This window comes from Aliivibrio fischeri (genome assembly GCA_038993745.2).
In the GTDB taxonomy this organism is placed as follows: domain Bacteria; phylum Pseudomonadota; class Gammaproteobacteria; order Enterobacterales; family Vibrionaceae; genus Aliivibrio; species Aliivibrio fischeri_B.
Genome location: CP160630.1, coordinates 150483 through 167775 on the forward strand (window position 1 = coordinate 150483; position 17293 = coordinate 167775).

Consider the following 17293-nt stretch of genomic DNA (forward strand, 5'->3'; position numbering starts at 1 on the left):
GATAAGTAAATGTTAAAAACGTAAGTTGGTTGTGTAATGCGTAAAAATGCATAAAAAAAGAAGCAATCACAACACATACACAGGGATTAATTTATGTCTAACTTGAATGTATTCAAGCAGCCTAAGCAGTTTTATCTGATCTTTTCTATAGAGTTTTGGGAGCGTTTTGGCTTCTATGGCATGCAAGCAATTTTAGCGGTTTATCTGGTTAAAATTCTAGGAATGTCAGAGTCTGAATCATTTGTACTTTTCGGTGCTTTCTCAGCGCTTATTTTTGGCTCTGTTGCTATCGGTGGCTGGGTTGGTGATAAAGTTATTGGTACCAAACGAACCATTACTTTAGGTGCCTTGATATTGACCATTGGTTACGCACTATTAGGTGTGTCGGCATCGGCAGGTAATATTGGTGGTTCTGGTCTAATTTATGTCGCAATGGGCTTTATTACTATGGGTAATGGTCTATTTAAAGCAAACCCATCAAGTCTACTAGCTAAAGTTTATGATAAAGACGATAACCGTTTAGATGGTGCATTCACAATGTACTACATGGCGATTAACCTTGGTTCATTCTTCTCTATGCTTTTAACGCCTTGGATTGCAAACCAGTTTGGCTATGGCATGGCATTTAGTGTGAGTGCGGTTGGTCTGATCATCACTGTTCTTAATTTCGTTATGTGTTCTCGTATGGTTAAAGGTGTTGGTTCAGAACCGGATCTTATCGCAGTAAATAAAACACATTACTTAGGTGTCGTTGCAGCAACAGTTGCTCTTAGCTTCTTATGTTCAGTATTACTACAAAACCTGTTTTACGCTCACGCTATTTTAGTTGTGGTTGGTATTGCGATTGTTGTGCTTTACATGAGAGAAGCATTTAAAATCTCAGGTTTAGAGCGTGCAAAAATGTTGGTAGCGTTTGTATTAATGCTGCAAGGCGTTGTGTTCTTTGTGCTTTATTTCCAAATGCCAACGTCATTAAACTTCTTTGCGATTCATAATATCGAACACAACATTCTGGGTATTTCTGTTGCTCCTGAGCAATTCCAAGCACTAAACCCATTCTGGATCATGATTGCGAGCCCAATTCTTGCTGTGGCTTACACAAACTTAGGTGAGCGTTTTGCGATGCCTTATAAGTTTGCTTTCGGTATGGTGCTGTGTGCATTGTCATTCTTAGTTCTAAAGTTCGGCGCTAACTTTGCAAATGAAGATGGCATCATGAGCTCTAACTGGTTGGTTATCTGTTATGCTTTCCAATCTTTAGGTGAGCTTTTAGTGTCAGGTCTAGGCCTTGCGATGGTAGCTCAACTGGTACCACAACGTATGATGGGCTTTGCAATGGGTATGTGGTTCTTAACATCAGCAACGGCTGCGGTTATCGCAGGTTGGGTTGCTGCATTAACAACTGCACCAGCAGGTTTAACTGACGCAAACCAAACGCTAGCTATCTACAGTGATGTATTTGGTAAGATTGGTTATGCAACTGCAGGTGTTGCTGTTATTACGCTATTAATTGCACCTAAGTTAACTCGTATTATTCGTGGTGAATCTGAAGGTCAAACAGAAGCAGCAAACGCATAATTAAGATTTGCATCAGCTTAATGTGATTAGGCTGAAATAATAAAAAACCAGTGTTATTCCTTCTTATCATCGAAGAAATAGGCTGGTTTTTTTGATCTCGGCTTATAAATTTGAACAATAGAATAGGTGAGGTATCCCACTCTGAATTAGGATTAGCATAAATCGAATTGTGAAGGATAAACACATGAAAATAAAAGTAGGTTTATGTGCGCTATTGGCTATGTTCTCTTTTAATAGCTGGAGCTCAGATCGAAGTGAACAAGCGTGGGAACAAGTAGAGCAGGGCGCATTATTAATTGATGTGCGAACTCCAGGGGAATTTGACCAAGGGCATTTAGATGGCGCAACGAACTACCCGTTAAATACGGTAGATAAAGCGTTCGCTAAAATAGATAAAGATACGCCGATAGTTGTGTATTGCCGAAGTGGTGCTCGTTCAGGAAAAGCCATGAGTTACTTAAAGCAAATGGGATTCAAAGAGGTGTATAACGGCGGTGGTCTAGTTGAAATGCAATCGACTAAACCAACACCATAATGATATGTTTTACTGCTCGGAGGCTGAAATAAGCACTCGATTATCACCGCAGCTATAAGCGATCACTTGGCTGATCTCAGATAAGCTGCGGCCTGATTCTTCTTTCCATTTATTAAAGGCTTGGTTTGCTGCGAGATGCACACGTTTTGTATCTCGACCACCATCAATAATGCCGTAATTACGTAAGTAAGACTCCACATCAGAAGATAAGATAAAGGTATCAACTCCCATTTGGCGTAATGCATAAGCGCCAGTATTGCCACCTAAACGTTGACCGTGTTTCTTTAAGTAAGCCCATAATCCGGTAATGTCTTCACTTGGCCAGTTCGCCACCATGTTACCAAAAGAGTCGTGTTGTAATCCGGCGGAGTAGATCATCATCGCATTCGCAGGAATGGTTTTTACCTTGGTTAAATGACGAATAATGCGTGGGTCTTGTGCTTTTTCTTCCCATACTTCGTCAGGCTGCATTAACAGTGGTTGGATGCGAAATTGGAAAAAGACCTCTTCAAAATTAGGCCATTTCTTTCGCACTACATTCCAAGAAATACCACATTGAAAAACCTTCTCTGTAAAAGCCGCTAACCAACGATCATCAGGAATTTTTGCTAATTCACTACGAGGTAATGGCTTGTTTAATAACAACTCAAGCTGAGCAGTTCCACCTTTGCGGAGTGCTGCTCGCTCATAAATAGATTCAAACTTTTCAATGCTCATGATAGAAACCGACGATAGAGAAATGAGATTAAGATAGTAACAATAATGGTAAGAACTGCACAAGAAAGAGGCGTAATGATAGATGTATATTAGTGAAATATATATACTTACTAGTAACTGAACATTTAAATGGTGCAAAAATCTGTATTACATAAAGTGTTTAGGAGAGAGAAGTAGGAAGAAGTAATGTTAGCAAAAAAGATGGATGCGCCATTGGATATGCAAAATGGGGCGCGATTTAAAACAAAAAAACACGGTTATGTCACTGTTATTGAATACTACAATACACACACCGTGATTGTTGCTTTTGAAAATACAGGTAACATTCGTGCAATTAGTGCAGCCAAGTTAAGAAGTGGCCAATTGGCAGACCGTTCAGTACCACCAGAATCGATCATGGTGGGAGAGAAGGTAGAGTCTGTAAAACACGGCATATTAACCATTGTTCAAGTTGAATCTGAAAATATTGTATTACTTACTACAGAAAGTGGTGAAGAAGTACGTATGCTATTGCCTGCGGTTCAAAAAATGAAAACCAAAGCAGAAGAGCCAACAACTACCAAAGAAGAACCTGAATTGCCAACCTCGTTAAGTGCATTAACTAAGAGAAACAAAAAAACCAAGGATGTGAATAATTTACTGAAAAAAATGCTTACTGATTACGGTAAATAATAGATTTATTCAAAATAAAATAACGAGAAAATAAACACTAAATAATTACGACCTTAATTAAAATATAAATTCCAATCTAGATCACACTCTTCGAATATAATAAAACCCTAAAAAACAAAATAAGAAATATCCCTATCAATAAGCCTCTATTAAGTAGATCTGCGTCACAATCTCATTTTGACTTTGTGATTTAGATCTATTTAAATCTCCATTTTACTCTTTAAGATTCATTACATAATAACTCGGAGAATATTATTTAGCTCCCGCAACCCTACAGAGAGTATATAAAATGAAAAAGATCTTAGTTGTATGTGGAAACGGTTTAGGCACTTCTTTAATGATGGAAATGGCAGTAAAAGAAGTGGCAAAGAAAATTGGTTTAGAAGCTGAAATTGATCATGAAGATTTATCATCAGCAGCATCTAGCAATGCTGATATTTGGGTTGCAGCAACAGATGTAGCGACGCAGCTTGAAGAAGCAGGCAAACAAAACATAGTAAGTCTTGCCAATATTTTTGATAAAGCATCAATCGAAGCGCAGTTAAAAACATTCATCTAAGCTAAGGTCACTATTATGGCAAATTTCTTTGAGTTCATGCTCGGCTTATTAAAAGAGCCTGCAATCATGGTTGGTTTAATTGCATTTATTGGCCTTGTTGCCCAAAAATCAGATATATCAACCATTCTAAAAGGCACAATTAAAACCGTAATGGGATTCTTAATTCTTGGTTTTGGTGCAGGCGCATTAGTTGGCGCATTAAATAATTTCTCAGCGGTATTTACAGAAGCTTTTGGTGTAAGTGGTGTTATTCCAAATAACGAAGCGATTGTGGCATTAGCACAAGAAGCGTTTGGTTATGAAATGGCATTAATTATGTTCTTTGCGTTCATCGTAAATATATTATTAGCTCGTTTCACTCCTTTAAAATATATCTTTTTAACGGGTCACCACACTATGTTTATGTCTATGCTTGTCGCGGTAATTCTATCGACAGCAGATATTACAGGCACAACATTAGTGGCGCTGGGTTCAGTTATTGTTGGTTCATTAATGGTTATCATGCCTGCTATTGCCCAAAAATATACTGAAAAAGTAATGGGTACCGATCAGCTGGCAATGGGCCACTTCTCAACTTTGTCTTATGTGATTTCAGGTTACATTGGTAGCAAATTTGGTGACACATCAAAATCAACAGAAGACATTAATGTACCAAAAAGTTTAATGTTCCTACGTGATACTCCAGTAGCCGTAGCAACTACTATGCTTCTGTTCTTCTTGCTTGCTTCTGTATTCGCAGGTGGTGAGTTTGTAGAAAGTGTTTCTGGCGGTCAAAACTGGGTTGTATTTACTTTCATGCAATCATTAACGTTTGCTGGTGGTGTATACATCGTACTGCAAGGTGTGAAAATGCTGATCGCTGAAATCGTTCCTGCATTTAAAGGTATTTCAGATACATTAGTACCAGGTGCAAAACCAGCGCTAGACTGTCCAATGGTATTCCCAGTAGCACCTAATGCAGTATTAATCGGTTTCTTAAGCTCATTCACAGCAGGTTTAGTTGCAATGGGTATTCAAGGTGCATTTGGTTGGACAATCATTGTTGCAGGCGTTGTTCCTCACTTCTTCGTAGGTGGTGCAGCAGGCGTATACGGTAACGCAACGGGTGGTTTACGTGGTGCGGTACTAGGCGCATTTACTCAAGGTCTATGTATCTCATTCTTACCAATGCTACTGCTTCCAGTTCTTGGTGGCCTAGGTCTAGAAGCAACAACATTTGCTGATTTTGACTTTGGTGTTGTTGGTCTTGTTCTTGGATGGATTGTGTCATGAGTTTATTAGATTTAATTGGTAACGACGGCATTGTTATTACGACAGAGAAAGAGCTAACACTGGATGCAGCATTAGATTTAACCTGTTCACTACTGATCAAAAATGGAAAAGTAGAAGCAAGTTACCTAGAAGCCATTAAACAAAAGCATAAAGAAATTGGTGCTTATTATGTTCTGGCTCCTAAAATCGCAATGCCACACGCAAGACCAGAAGATGGCGTAAACGAAGCTGCACTACAAATCACGGTATTTAAAAATGGTGTTGATTTAGAGTCAGAAGATAATGGTGACGTGTACTTCTCTGTCACTCTGGCGGCGATGGATTCTGATAGCCACATTCATACTATTATGGCGCTTTCAGAGTTGTTCCAAAATGAAGATGATGTCGATGCAATTATTCAAGCAGAAACTGAATCAGATATTAAAGATATCCTAAAGAAATACTAGAATCCCCCTCTAGTAGCTTATTGATGAGCTAGTGATTGAAATTCCTAGCTCATCAAATTTCGTTTTAATCTATTGCGATTTACTTGTACAAAGAACTTGGCCTCGGAAGGTATCACTTAGTAGTGGATACAACGTATTACCGTCTTGTTCTACTCGATTATAGAACCAAATATTTTCATCCGTATCATCTAAAAAACCCATAGATTGTGTAAATCTGATGTTATTCATCACATTCATAAAATCATCGTCTTTATTTATTAACGCATCATTAAATTCATTTCGAGTTGGAAGTTTCCAACTTAGTCCTTTAAGACTAAGGGACTCGCAAAGATTTATGGCTTCAGTTCGGACTACGGCATCTTGGCCACTCGAAATCATATACCAATCACCAAGCGTCCAATCTGTCGCTTGAGCTTGAAATGTTATAATCCCGAAAAAAGCAGTTAGTAAAAATCTTTTTGATTTCATATTAAATTAATCCTTAATTAAATACCTATTAACAGGACTTATAATAGCCCTGTTATTTAAATATATTTTTTTATTCTATTAAAAGGACATCATTACAAAGATGAAATTTTAATATTATCTAAAATAAGGCCATACGCTGATTTCGTTACATTTGGACTGTTTTTTAACTCTGGGTAAGAAATTTTAAGCCCAATAACATCACCTTCTCTGTATTTAAAATCACATGATTTCATTGATTGCCATGAAGTAATGTTAGATATATTTTGTGAACAAACGATATCATCACCATTTTTTACTATAGACAGTATTGATAACGTATCGTCAGCCTTAGATATATCAATATTTGACCTCATTAAATCAAAATCTAAACGATAATTTTGATTATTTTCTAAATAAGGCTGATATAAAGAATTTAATAGAGAGAAGCTAGTAAGCGCTGATTTGTTTTGGCTTCCTGATACAGGAATTATAATGGCAACATTCGATGGATCATTACCATCTCCACCATGTAAAATATCTGATGATTGACCATTCTCTGGAATGTATTGATTAGGGTAGCTTGATGTTGGAGATTGATCCGTAATATCTTGAACCGTTACACTTGCTGGTAGATAGAAGCTTGAAATGAAGTTTGCTGGATAATTTGGCAATAACGAAGCTTGAGCATTTGAATCTAGGTCGTATTCTGCCATTACATGATCAAACGTTTCTTTCCAAAGGATATCAGGGTCTTCTGTACCTGAGTCATCATTTTTTATATCAAGTATAGTATCCCCACTTGATGGAGCTGATACCTTAACAAGAGCATCATCGACTCCTTCTTTTAAGTCTACATTTAGTACACAGCTAGCTGAACATGTAACGATTGTAGAACTATTGAAATAACCATTTGGTAAGTAGGATAACTCTTGATTAAATTTAGCTTTATTTTCATCTAAAATTTGAGTGTATACAGGCGACCCTGTTTTTGTACTAATGACAATTTCATTTGAATTAACGGATACTATAGGTTCAGCATTAACTGCGGAGGAGAGGATAGCCGTTGTCGATAATGCTAATATAGATAATTTCATTTTTAACCTTCTTATTGTTTGTTAGATATAATGGTGTGATTGCAATCAATAATAGTCTTATTTTTTTATGGTCTTTGTCTATAATTAGCACTTTGCTATATAAGTTTTTCATAAAATCTAAGCAGTTTTTAAAGTCAGCCTATAAAAATAATAATGGGCCATTCTTTTTTATTTAATAATATGATAAGGGATTTAATAGATATGATGGTGGTGAAAACTTTAAATTAATCAATTTAATAATGATTAATAAACGATTAATGACACATTGATAATTATAATATTATTAATATATTAAACCTTTAATTAGTAACTGATTTATATAATTTGTTGGTAGTTTAAAATCAATAATAAGTTGAGAGAAACTGATGTTAACTAGATTATTAATTTAACAAATCTGCACTTTTTTCACTATTTTTTTCGGCAATATTGAAGTAATCTCGTTTCACATTTAAGACGCGTTAGACGTCACATCACTTCAAAGGAAAAGTAATGATATTAGATATTTCTATGTGGATTTGGATCCCGCTTGCGTTGGCTATCATCTTAGCGTTTATCAATCAAACCAAAGCCAGTTTTGCCTTACTTGGCATCACCTTAATTGGTGCCATCATAGAGCAACGATTAAACATGATTGGGTTAGCAGGGATAGCGGCAGGTTTGCTTGTTGCCTACAAAACACCAAGCTTAGAGAAAAAATGGCAACTGGGGGCATACCTATTTATCTTCTTATGGTGCATTGCACTATTTCTTCATTTAATTCCCGGCTTTAACAACGCCAAGGTATTGGATGCCGTTGTTACCGGCCCATTAAGCGTTCCATTCACCTTATATTTAAACCTAGATAAACCGCTTATCTTATTTGGATTATTACTTGCTTATCCCGCTCTATTGGGAAGCAAAGTCAGCATCAACAAAAAAGCACTTATTTATACTGCGATTCCACTTTTTAGCTTGTTGCCTCTTGCGTGGGGATTAGGTGCATTAAAACCAGAGTTCACGATCCCTAATTGGTGGTGGTTGTTTGCATTAAATAACCTATTGCTAACTTGTGTAGCCGAAGAAGCCTTCTTCCGAGGTTTTATACAACAATCACTCAGTAAACGATTTGGTTGGATAGCAGGGGTAGCTGTAGCCAGTGTGCTATTTGGTATTGCTCATATTGGCGGCGGTTTACTCTTGGTTATTTTTGCTACCTTAGCCGGAGTAGGTTATGGATTAGCCTTTCATTACAGCGCACGTTTGTGGGTAGCGGTTGTGTTCCACTTCTTGTTTAACTTCATGCACTTGGTGTTTTTCACATACCCAATAATGAAATAACTCACTCAATTTAAATAACTTTTATAAATGAAACTGAGTGGGCTTTTGCATTTATTTACTGACTTAAGCCAATAATTTGCGAAACCCCATTCAGTATATCTTGACCGCCATCACGCTTAGAACTAAAGTCTCACATATAAGAGACAATCATTTACTGAGGTTATATGAAGGTAGAAGCTGTTGGCAAAATTCAAATGGAATCCATTGAAAGAGAAAAAAGCCAAGAAGTATTAAAGAACAGCATTAGCAACATGAAAATGCAAAACGAAGGCGTCTACGACCAACAAGCCATCAACTTTGCGCTAAAGCGCGGAGAGATAAAAGAGCAAGAAATAGAATCCAGAGTAAACCGTTTAAAGATTTACATGGATAAGCAGCGAGAGCTAAACAACATCGCATAACGCTTGATGATTAAGGAATTTTATAATTGCTTAATCATCAAGATATTTACTCGTTAATGATTAATCAAAACGAACCGCAACACCCACATAAAACGCATCATTATCATAAAACTCTTCATCAACGTCTTTGTATCCTGCTCTGATAGTCACACGTTCAAAATCGTACCCTATCTCAGCCCCAAGGCTGTAGCTGTAATCAATATCCTATTAAAGTAATGCATGCCGACAATTGGCGCTAGGTAGAATTGTTGTTTACGAAAAGCCGGTTTAATGTTGATACCAAATGAATGAACATCTTGGTTCCATTGCGTGAAATCTAACTCATACCCAAAATCTAGCTCTTGGTTAACAGGGAAATAAAAGCCAGACTGTAAAGAATAAGCGCTAGAGTTTGAGAGAGCATCAGCACCAAAATACACCTGTGGTTTTGCGAAACAAACACCAGAGAACAGAGCTAATAATAAGAAATACTTTTTCATTTAATACATATCATTCATTTGGGGAATGCTTAATTCTAGCACGGCAGAAAGGTAAGAAGCACCCTTCGGGCAACCTGCTTTATTTCGCGAATTGGTGCATTACTCATTCTTCGCAACACACCAATGGCTCAACCAAGCCACAAAACGCTTCGCTGTGTCTTGTCCCTACGGGTCACAATCAGGGCTATTTATGTAAGCTATACAGCAAGATAAGTATCTTTGGCTGTTTAATTTTAGCTATAACATTTATTATGAAAGAATTGGCGCTAGGTATATAAAAATAAAGGCTAACAGTGAAATCATCCGGAATTTATGAGCAACTTATAACACAACTTGTAGAGAAAAAATTAGAGAGTAAATCTAATGATTTTTATATAGGTAAAAGATTATTAGAAAAAGAAGATGCAGCTATTTGGGTAACTCGTTTTTTAAGTCGTTTAATTGAAAGAGTTATGGCTAGTGTTCCTGAGCATGATGAAAGCAGAGTTTATGAGCAGATATCTTTAGCTAACCGTTTAATTCATTGGTTAAGTGAGCATATAAATGATGATGATTTTATTTCTGAAAATTTGTTAGATACTCAAGGATATGTTTTAACAGCTTTATTTAATAAGTCAGATCCTATAGCAGCTGATCTTTCTAAATATGCAGAATTGATTATGCCAGAAACAGGTTTAACTCATAGTGAACTTTTTTGTGGTAGTAATGTAGGAGTGTCATTAGAAAGTGAGCTTAAACGAGAAATACAATCAGCTGATGAAATATATTGGCTAGTTTCATTTATTAAATGGACTGGTATCCGTATTTTTAAAAAAGAGTTAGAAGATTTTACTTGTGCAGGTAAAAAGTTACGGGTAATCACTACTTCATATATGGGGCTACTGATGCAAAAGCTGTTGAGTTTCTAGCTTCATTACCGAATACAGAAGTCAAATTGAGCTACAATACTCAGCGTGAGCGATTGCATGCTAAGTCATATCTTTTCAAGCGTAATAGTGGATTTCATACTGGTTATATTGGCTCTTCTAATTTATCTCATTCTGCTTTAACTAAGGGACTTGAGTGGAATTTAAAAGTTACCTCACAAGAAATTTCTCAAGTGATAGATAAAAGTTTAAAAACATTTGAAACTTATTGGGAATCAAGTGACTTTGAGTTCTTTGATGGTGAGATTGAAAGCAAGCAAAAATTACAACATGCATTACAAGAAGCTAGAGGAGGAGAGTGGAAACCAAACTCTAATTTTTATTTTGATGTAATTCCGCATTCTCACCAACAACGCATACTTGATCAACTGCAGGTTGAGAGACGTGTACATAACCGTTATAAAAATTTAGTTGTTGCAGCAACAGGGACAGGTAAAACCATAATTTCAGCATTTGATTTTGAGCGTTATTATAGACAGAATCCCGAGGCGAAGTTTTTATTTATTGCTCATAGAGAAGAGATATTAAAACAAGCACAAAGTGCATATCGAGGAGTATTAAAAAATGGTTCTTTTGGGGAGTTATGGGTTGGGAGTTATAAGCCTAGTAGTTATAAACATTTATTCACTTCAATTCAAACGTTAAATAGCCAACTATTAAATTTAGAATTGAGTCCCGGTTATTATGATTATATTGTGATAGATGAAGTTCATCACATTTCAGCTAAATCATATAGAACTGTATTAGAACATTTTTCACCTCATATTCTACTAGGTTTAACGGCTACACCAGAAAGGCAAGATGGTGCAGACATATTAAACGACTTTTGTGATGTAATTGCTGCAGATATTCGTTTGCCTGAAGCTATAAATCAAAGGCTGCTTACGCCATTTCAATATTTTTGTATAGATGATGATACGGATATATCAAATGTGTCATGGACCAAAGGTCATTATGATATTGCTGAATTGACTCAAATATATACTCATAATGATCAACGTGTAATCCGAATAATTAATTCGATGAATGACATCATTACTGATATTACTCAGATGAAAGCACTGGCATTTTGTGTAAGTAAAGAGCATGCAAAATACATGGCTCAGAAATTCACTTTATATAATATTCCTTGTGGCGTACTTACGTCTGATAATCGTAATGAACGCGATATTCAGCTTCAAAAATTAAAATCAAAACAAATACATGTGCTCTTTGTTGTTGATATGTTTAATGAAGGTGTTGATATTCCTGAATTAGATACTTTACTTTTCTTACGGCCAACAGAAAGTTTAACAGTGTTCTTGCAGCAACTAGGAAGAGGTTTACGTCTAACTAAAGGTAAAGAGTGTTGCACTATTTTAGATTTTGTAGGTAATGCGCGATCTGATTATGACTTTACTCATAAGTTTAGTGCATTAATGGATAAAACTACTCAATCAATGGCGAAAGAGATTAAGCAAGGATTTCCTCATTTACCTCTTGGCTGCCGTATTGAGTTGCAAGAAAAATCACAAGAAATTATTTTAAGAAATATTAGTCAAGCAATCTTAAATAAAAATAAACTGTTGAACTTAATACGCAACTTTAAAAATGTAAGTAGCTTGCCACTAACATTAAGTAATTTTTTGATCATTTATCCTCATATTACAATTGAGGATATTTATAAAGTAAAAGTTGGGAAATGTGGTGGATGGGAAGTATTACTTGCTGAAAGCCGTGGATACTCAATTGATACCACCGAAATCGATATTTATTCTGCATATTATCGAGCTATTAATAATCGCCTACTAATGTGTACGTCACTTTCATATTTAAAGTTTGTTAAATATGGTATTGAAAGAGGGTTTAATTGGGATGATTATCGAGCAAATAATAGTGAAAAAGAGTTAATGGCTTTAATGTTACATTATGATTTTTGGGACCAATCCGGCACCAAAAGTGGTTTTAATATTCTTTCAGATAGTTTTAAGAAGTTAGGGAATGATGGACTACAAAATGAGATGTTAGAAGTTATTCAAATTCTTATGGATAGATTAGATATTAATGAGTTTGATATGGGGGCGTTGTTGAGTTCGAGTTTTGATTTAATTCCCTTAAAAATGCATGCAAGATACCCTAAAGAACATATATTGGTTGCTTTTGGTGATAGCTCATTTGAGAAAAAATCATCAAGTCGCGAAGGCGTGCTAAGCATTAAAGGTACTAATACTGAGTTATTTTTTGTGACATTAAATAAATGTGAAAAACAGTTCTCAGTAACAACTATGTATCATGACTATGCTATCAGTGATACTTTATTTCATTGGCAAACTCAAAATAGCTCTAAACCTGAATCAGGAAGAGGCTTAAGCTATATACAGCAAGTTAATACGGATAAAACATGTATTTTATTTGTACGAGAACAAGCGAAAGATGAATTTGGACGAACAATGGGGTTCGTTAACTTCGGACCTGTTGATTTTGTCAAATATGAAGGAAGTCAACCAATGAACATTACTTGGAAATTAAGACACCCAATGCCCGCTTACATGTGGCATGATACAGCAAAGCTTTCCGTTGGTTAATTAAGGTAGTTCAACAAAGCATATGGATAATATTCAATTCTATAATCAAAATTCTGAAACTCTTTTTCAAGATTATACTTCGGTTAATTTTGAAGATGTTCATGCCTGTTGGAAGCCATTTTGGCCATGTTCGGGGGATAAGGTTTTAGATGTTGGCGCTGGAGTTGGACGTGATTCTAAGTGGTTTTCTGAGCAAGGCTGCTCTGTCATCGCACTTGAGCCTGCAAAATCAATGCGTGAACTAGGTCAAAACTATACCGGAAAGCAGGTTCAATGGCTCGATGATGTACTTCCTGAATTAAGCCGTGTTCAAGCGTTAGGTATGCGCTTTGATGTTATTTTAGTGAGTGCGGTATGGATGCATATCGCACCATCATATAGAGCTCGTGCTTTTCGAAAACTTTCTAATTTATTAGCTCCTAATGGTTGCTTAGTCATTAGCTTACGACATGGTGGCTTTTCTGATGGAAGGGAAGGATATTCTTGTTCTTCTGATGAGTTAGCTCAATTTGCAAAAGATGCTTGCTTACATACTCGCTTAGTTACTGAGATTGAATCTGATGCTTTAAAACGTGGTGCTATTCAATGGCAAACAGTGGTGATGAGCTTACCAGATGATGGCTCGGGTGATCTTAATAAAGTTCGTCACATTATTGTTAATGATAGTAAAAGTTCGACCTATAAATTAGCGTTACTTCGTGTACTACTTCGTATTGCAGATGCTCACTCAGGCTGCGTTATGGATCGAACGGATGGAGAAGTATCTATACCACTAGGTTTAGTCGCTCTTTATTGGATTAAGGCTTATAAACGATTAATTGATGTTGGTAATATTCAACAAAATAGTAATACCAAAAAAGGTTTAGCGTTTATAACGGCAGATGGTTGGGAGCAGTTAACACATTTATCTGCGGATGATCTGGCTATTGGTGCTGTATTTTATAACGAAGAAGCGGAAGCATTACAAAAAGCGGTTCAAGCTGCGATTAAAACCATGAAAGATGGACCGATTAAATTTATTTATTCGGGTACTTTAAAAGAAAATAATAAAGAGTTTTCAACATTAGCACCATTGAAGAGACGTAAAATGGAATCAAGTATTGTTCTTGATCCGACGTTCTTTGAAAGTTTTGGCTCATTTGTTTTAAAGCAAAATCTTTGGGAGTGTTTTCGCCTTTATTACTCTTGGATTGAACCATTAGTTGTTAATCAGTGGATATCTGAAATGCAGCGTTTTGAAGCTAATAGAGAAAACAATATAACGCTACAAACGTATCATGACTGTTTAATGTGGTTAGATAAAAAGCATGATACTCATAGAGTTCGCTCGAAAATAGAGGCCTTACAAGCTGATGGACATTCGATTAGGTGCGTTTGGGGACAAACAAAACTTAAGCGAGAATATCATGTTGATCATTGCTTACCTTTTGCGTATTGGCCAAATAATGATCATTGGAATCTATTACCTTCGAGTCAGTCATTAAATTTAAAGAAAAGTGATAAAGTGCCTTCACGAGATAGACTTGAGAAATCAAAATCAACTATTTTGGATTGGTGGCAATTAGCATGGCAAACACCAAGTGAGCAGCAACGCTTTTTTAATGAAGCAACGCTATCCTTACCAAATATTCCGCAACAATGTAGAGATTTTGAAGAAGTATTCGATGCAATGGGATTTCAAATCAAAGGCGTCCAAAGTCGCTTATTAATTAATGAGTGGTGATCTTTTTCACCATTCCCATCATTTCAGTCTTTTCTTACTGATTGTCACTGGTGTTTTTACCGTTAGTCTCAACTCACCATTGACGCATTCACGGGTGGGAATGGCGTGTCTATCTATATCGCCTTTTAAGGTGTGAGCCAAATCTTCCATAAAGTGATTGCAGTGAAAGTGCCAAGAGTGGCTCCAGTTGCCTATGGCTTTGCTTTCTTCTAGCTCTGTAAGCAGTTTCCAGTGATCTCCGCAGTGCACGTTAACAAGGTTTGATGGTGCATCGCTAGGTAGTCCAACACGTCCACAACGAGGGAATAACCCAGCTCGCTTAATATTAGAGATTTTTAATGCGTTATCATAAGGGCTTTGGTAGTTGGTAATTCGACTTGATTGAGCAAACATAGGCGCAGATTTATTGTCACATTGAGTTAATGACTTCTGTGCAATATCTCCACCAATAAAGCAGATTTGACTCACGTTCCAGTGAATTCGCTGCAAAGTTCGATTTTTACTTGCTTGATAAAATGCCTCTCTAATCACATAAGCCCCTGTAGAGTGGCCTAGTAAATGAATATCGATGTCGCACTGGTTTTCTTTCTCGTGCAGTTGATTTATTGCTAATGGGGTTATGCCGCCTGTCACCAGTTGAATCGCACTTTTGTAGGCATCCATTCTGTCTTCTAAGTAATTTAATGTGTAGTTCGCGCAAGGCCAATCAAAACTCACAACCGTTCCTGTATATCCATGTTGTTTTAGCTGTTTCTCAAGCAGTTTATGGCGTGAAACGATTTCATCTTGGGTGTTGTTATAGCCATGAGCAAAAAACAGAATATTGCCGGTTTTATATTGAGCTAGGGGATGAGTATCTGGGTGGCGTCCCGTTGTGGCTTGGTTGGTTAATGCAGTTACCCATGCATCTTGTGGCAGTTGATGTTGGTTTAAATCAGGGCTCGTTGCTTCATCTGGCAGCATTAGATAATGAGCTTCACCTGGTTCATTGGTGTGCTTTTCATTTGGAAAAAATCCGATGCGCTTGCGAGTGCTTAATATGAAGATCATTTCATGTCCCTGAGATGCATTAATCGTAAGCCATAAGGATAGGATGAATGAATAATTTGAGAAGTGAAAAGATACTGAGTTGCGGATGAGAGCTAAGTGATTATGTAAAGATATGTACAGATGTATCGATTTTAAGATCCTTACTGATACTTGTATTTATTATTATATATATCAATAGGTTAATTTTATTCACAGTTTGTGAATCTGGTGCATATGTTTGTATTGAATAGTTTCATTTTGTCATAAAAAAAGCTCATAATAGATTTATAAAAATAAAAGAGTAGTACAACTCAAAAACACTCACAAAAATAAAAATGCAAATATATGCATTGTGAGGCTAGGCGACATTGGCTTACATAACACAGGGTAATGATATGTTCTATATAAGTGACCAAAGTTCATTTATGACGTTTATGGAAATCTTAATTTCGATTCTTATTGTCGTGATAATTCCAATGGCTTTTCATACGTTGGGGATCTTAAGAAGAAAAGAGTAATCCTATTTTCGTTATCATGGGGTAGAATGCATTTTTCGAATGCGTTGTTGGATGCCCCATGGTTAACTATTCTCTTATTGATGTCCCTTTTAATCTAAGACATACCTGCTGGTTTTGTGGCGAGCCTTCGTATGATCTTCTCTCTTTTCCAGCGTCTTCGCATCAAGTTCATCATATATTCCATCAACCAATTGAATTACCTGCCTGCAAAGAGTGTTTGTCATTTTCATCTTCTGGCGTGTTCGAGTCTATTTGGTCTTATCGAGATAAAGTAAAACATTCATTAATGAATAAGTACGCCAAGCATTTGGGTATTGGTTTACAATGGACAAAAGAAGAGCTTGAAGAGGCTGAGTTTCATGGCGCAGTACTTGAAGGTTTTGGAAAAAGTGCATGGCAAATGTATGAAATAGCAAAAGCACGGGTTGATTATGTCGGTTGGGAGCTGTGCGTTGATGGATCTCCATTAGAAGGGGATGAAACTTACGGATTTGAGTTTAATGGTGTGCGCTATTTAAGTGTTCAAGCGTGCATTGATCACCATGTAAAAGCTTTATCATTAGATAAAATATTATTAGAAACATTAGTTGAACTTGTTGGCTCTGAGCGATTTGCTTATGGTTTGCGTATTGCCGAGTTAAATCGTGATATTAGTAATAAAGAGCGAAATTCTATTATTGATGAGATCCAAAAGCAGGAGCAAGACAGAGTTGATATTCTAGAAGCTGCGCAATTTGAAAATGATGATGTTACCCTTCCATTAGTTGCTGTTGTTATGTCAGAAGCAACAGCACAGCCTGAGGCTATAGAGTGGGCGATTGAACATCAATGTGCAGATTTAGAAACCTTGATTAATATGGAAGATGCTTTTTTGATGCGTTTGAATATCTGGGTGGGCCGACAGCTTTTGCATTATTTGATGGATTGCAGTGGTACTTAACGGCAAGACAAGATCCTAAATGGCGTGAAGAAAATGATCCAAATGATGAGTTTTGGAACGAATAAAGTCGTTTAGA

Annotated in this window: 14 protein-coding genes and 2 pseudogenes; 11 read left to right on the plus strand and 5 right to left on the minus strand. The window is 36.5% G+C overall.

Annotated features, from left to right (window positions below; genetic code table 11):
• Positions 1 to 93 precede the first annotated feature (93 nt).
• Together dtpA and AAFX60_014715 are read left to right on the plus strand one after the other, a co-directional pair.
• Positions 94 to 1578 carry a dipeptide/tripeptide permease DtpA gene (gene dtpA, locus AAFX60_014710; protein XDF79673.1) on the plus strand — a complete coding sequence of 495 codons (1485 nt, stop codon included), beginning with the start codon at positions 94 to 96 and terminating at the stop codon, positions 1576 to 1578.
• A 184-nt stretch (positions 1579 to 1762) separates the two neighbouring features.
• A complete protein-coding gene (locus AAFX60_014715; GenBank protein XDF79674.1) occupies positions 1763 to 2113 on the plus strand; it encodes a rhodanese-like domain-containing protein in 351 nt (116 codons plus the stop codon).
• A 9-nt stretch (positions 2114 to 2122) separates the two neighbouring features.
• Here AAFX60_014715 and AAFX60_014720 read toward each other — a convergent pair whose 3' ends face one another.
• On the minus strand, positions 2123 to 2830 hold the full coding sequence (locus AAFX60_014720) for a DNA-3-methyladenine glycosylase I (GenBank protein ID XDF79675.1): 708 nt from the start codon (positions 2828 to 2830) through the stop codon (positions 2123 to 2125).
• A gap of 201 nt (positions 2831 to 3031) precedes the next feature.
• On the opposite strand from AAFX60_014720, the gene AAFX60_014725 reads away from it, so the two are divergent.
• From AAFX60_014725 to AAFX60_014740, 4 genes are all read left to right on the plus strand, one after another.
• Entirely contained in the window at positions 3032 to 3502 is a 471-nt protein-coding gene (locus AAFX60_014725; GenBank protein XDF80180.1) for a hypothetical protein, read from the plus strand.
• 289 nt (positions 3503 to 3791) lie between these two features.
• Positions 3792 to 4061, plus strand: coding sequence for a PTS sugar transporter subunit IIB (locus AAFX60_014730; GenBank protein ID XDF79676.1), 270 nt, complete (start codon positions 3792 to 3794; stop codon positions 4059 to 4061).
• A 15-nt stretch (positions 4062 to 4076) separates the two neighbouring features.
• On the plus strand, positions 4077 to 5333 hold the full coding sequence (locus AAFX60_014735) for a PTS ascorbate transporter subunit IIC (GenBank protein ID XDF79677.1): 1257 nt from the start codon (positions 4077 to 4079) through the stop codon (positions 5331 to 5333).
• Positions 5330 to 5779, plus strand: coding sequence for a PTS sugar transporter subunit IIA (locus AAFX60_014740; GenBank protein ID XDF79678.1), 450 nt, complete (start codon positions 5330 to 5332; stop codon positions 5777 to 5779). The genes AAFX60_014735 and AAFX60_014740 overlap by 4 nt, the downstream gene beginning before the upstream one ends.
• Before the next feature lie 69 nt (positions 5780 to 5848).
• On the opposite strand, the gene AAFX60_014745 is transcribed toward AAFX60_014740, so the two are convergent.
• Both AAFX60_014745 and AAFX60_014750 read right to left on the minus strand, forming a co-directional pair.
• A complete protein-coding gene (locus tag AAFX60_014745; GenBank protein XDF79679.1) occupies positions 5849 to 6157 on the minus strand; it encodes a hypothetical protein in 309 nt (102 codons plus the stop codon).
• A 182-nt stretch (positions 6158 to 6339) separates the two neighbouring features.
• Positions 6340 to 7320, minus strand: a complete 981-nt coding sequence (locus AAFX60_014750; GenBank protein ID XDF79680.1) for a hypothetical protein — start codon at positions 7318 to 7320, stop codon at positions 6340 to 6342.
• Between the two features lie 489 nt (positions 7321 to 7809).
• Here AAFX60_014750 and AAFX60_014755 point away from each other — a divergent pair, with 489 nt between their 5' ends.
• Both AAFX60_014755 and AAFX60_014760 read left to right on the plus strand, forming a co-directional pair.
• Complete coding sequence (locus tag AAFX60_014755) at positions 7810 to 8637, plus strand: type II CAAX endopeptidase family protein (protein XDF79681.1); 828 nt, start codon at positions 7810 to 7812, stop codon at positions 8635 to 8637.
• Positions 8638 to 8801: 164 nt separating this feature from the next.
• On the plus strand, positions 8802 to 9038 hold the full coding sequence (locus AAFX60_014760; protein ID XDF79682.1) for a hypothetical protein: 237 nt from the start codon (positions 8802 to 8804) through the stop codon (positions 9036 to 9038).
• A gap of 167 nt (positions 9039 to 9205) precedes the next feature.
• On the opposite strand, the gene AAFX60_014765 is transcribed toward AAFX60_014760, so the two are convergent.
• Entirely contained in the window at positions 9206 to 9517 is a 312-nt protein-coding gene (locus tag AAFX60_014765; GenBank protein XDF79683.1) for a hypothetical protein, read from the minus strand.
• A gap of 293 nt (positions 9518 to 9810) precedes the next feature.
• Here AAFX60_014765 and AAFX60_014770 point away from each other — a divergent pair.
• Both AAFX60_014770 and AAFX60_014775 read left to right on the plus strand, forming a co-directional pair.
• A pseudogene (locus AAFX60_014770) lies at positions 9811 to 13007 on the plus strand (DUF3427 domain-containing protein).
• A gap of 22 nt (positions 13008 to 13029) precedes the next feature.
• The gene (locus AAFX60_014775) at positions 13030 to 14730 is read left to right on the plus strand and encodes a class I SAM-dependent methyltransferase (protein XDF79684.1); all 1701 of its coding nucleotides are present in this window, start codon (positions 13030 to 13032) and stop codon (positions 14728 to 14730) included.
• Positions 14731 to 14748: 18 nt separating this feature from the next.
• Here the strand turns inward: AAFX60_014775 and AAFX60_014780 are convergent, their stop codons facing one another.
• Complete coding sequence (locus AAFX60_014780) at positions 14749 to 15780, minus strand: alpha/beta hydrolase (protein XDF79685.1); 1032 nt, start codon at positions 15778 to 15780, stop codon at positions 14749 to 14751.
• 555 nt (positions 15781 to 16335) lie between these two features.
• Between AAFX60_014780 and AAFX60_014785 the strand changes: the two are divergent.
• A pseudogene (locus tag AAFX60_014785) lies at positions 16336 to 17282 on the plus strand (hypothetical protein).
• Positions 17283 to 17293 lie beyond the last annotated feature (11 nt).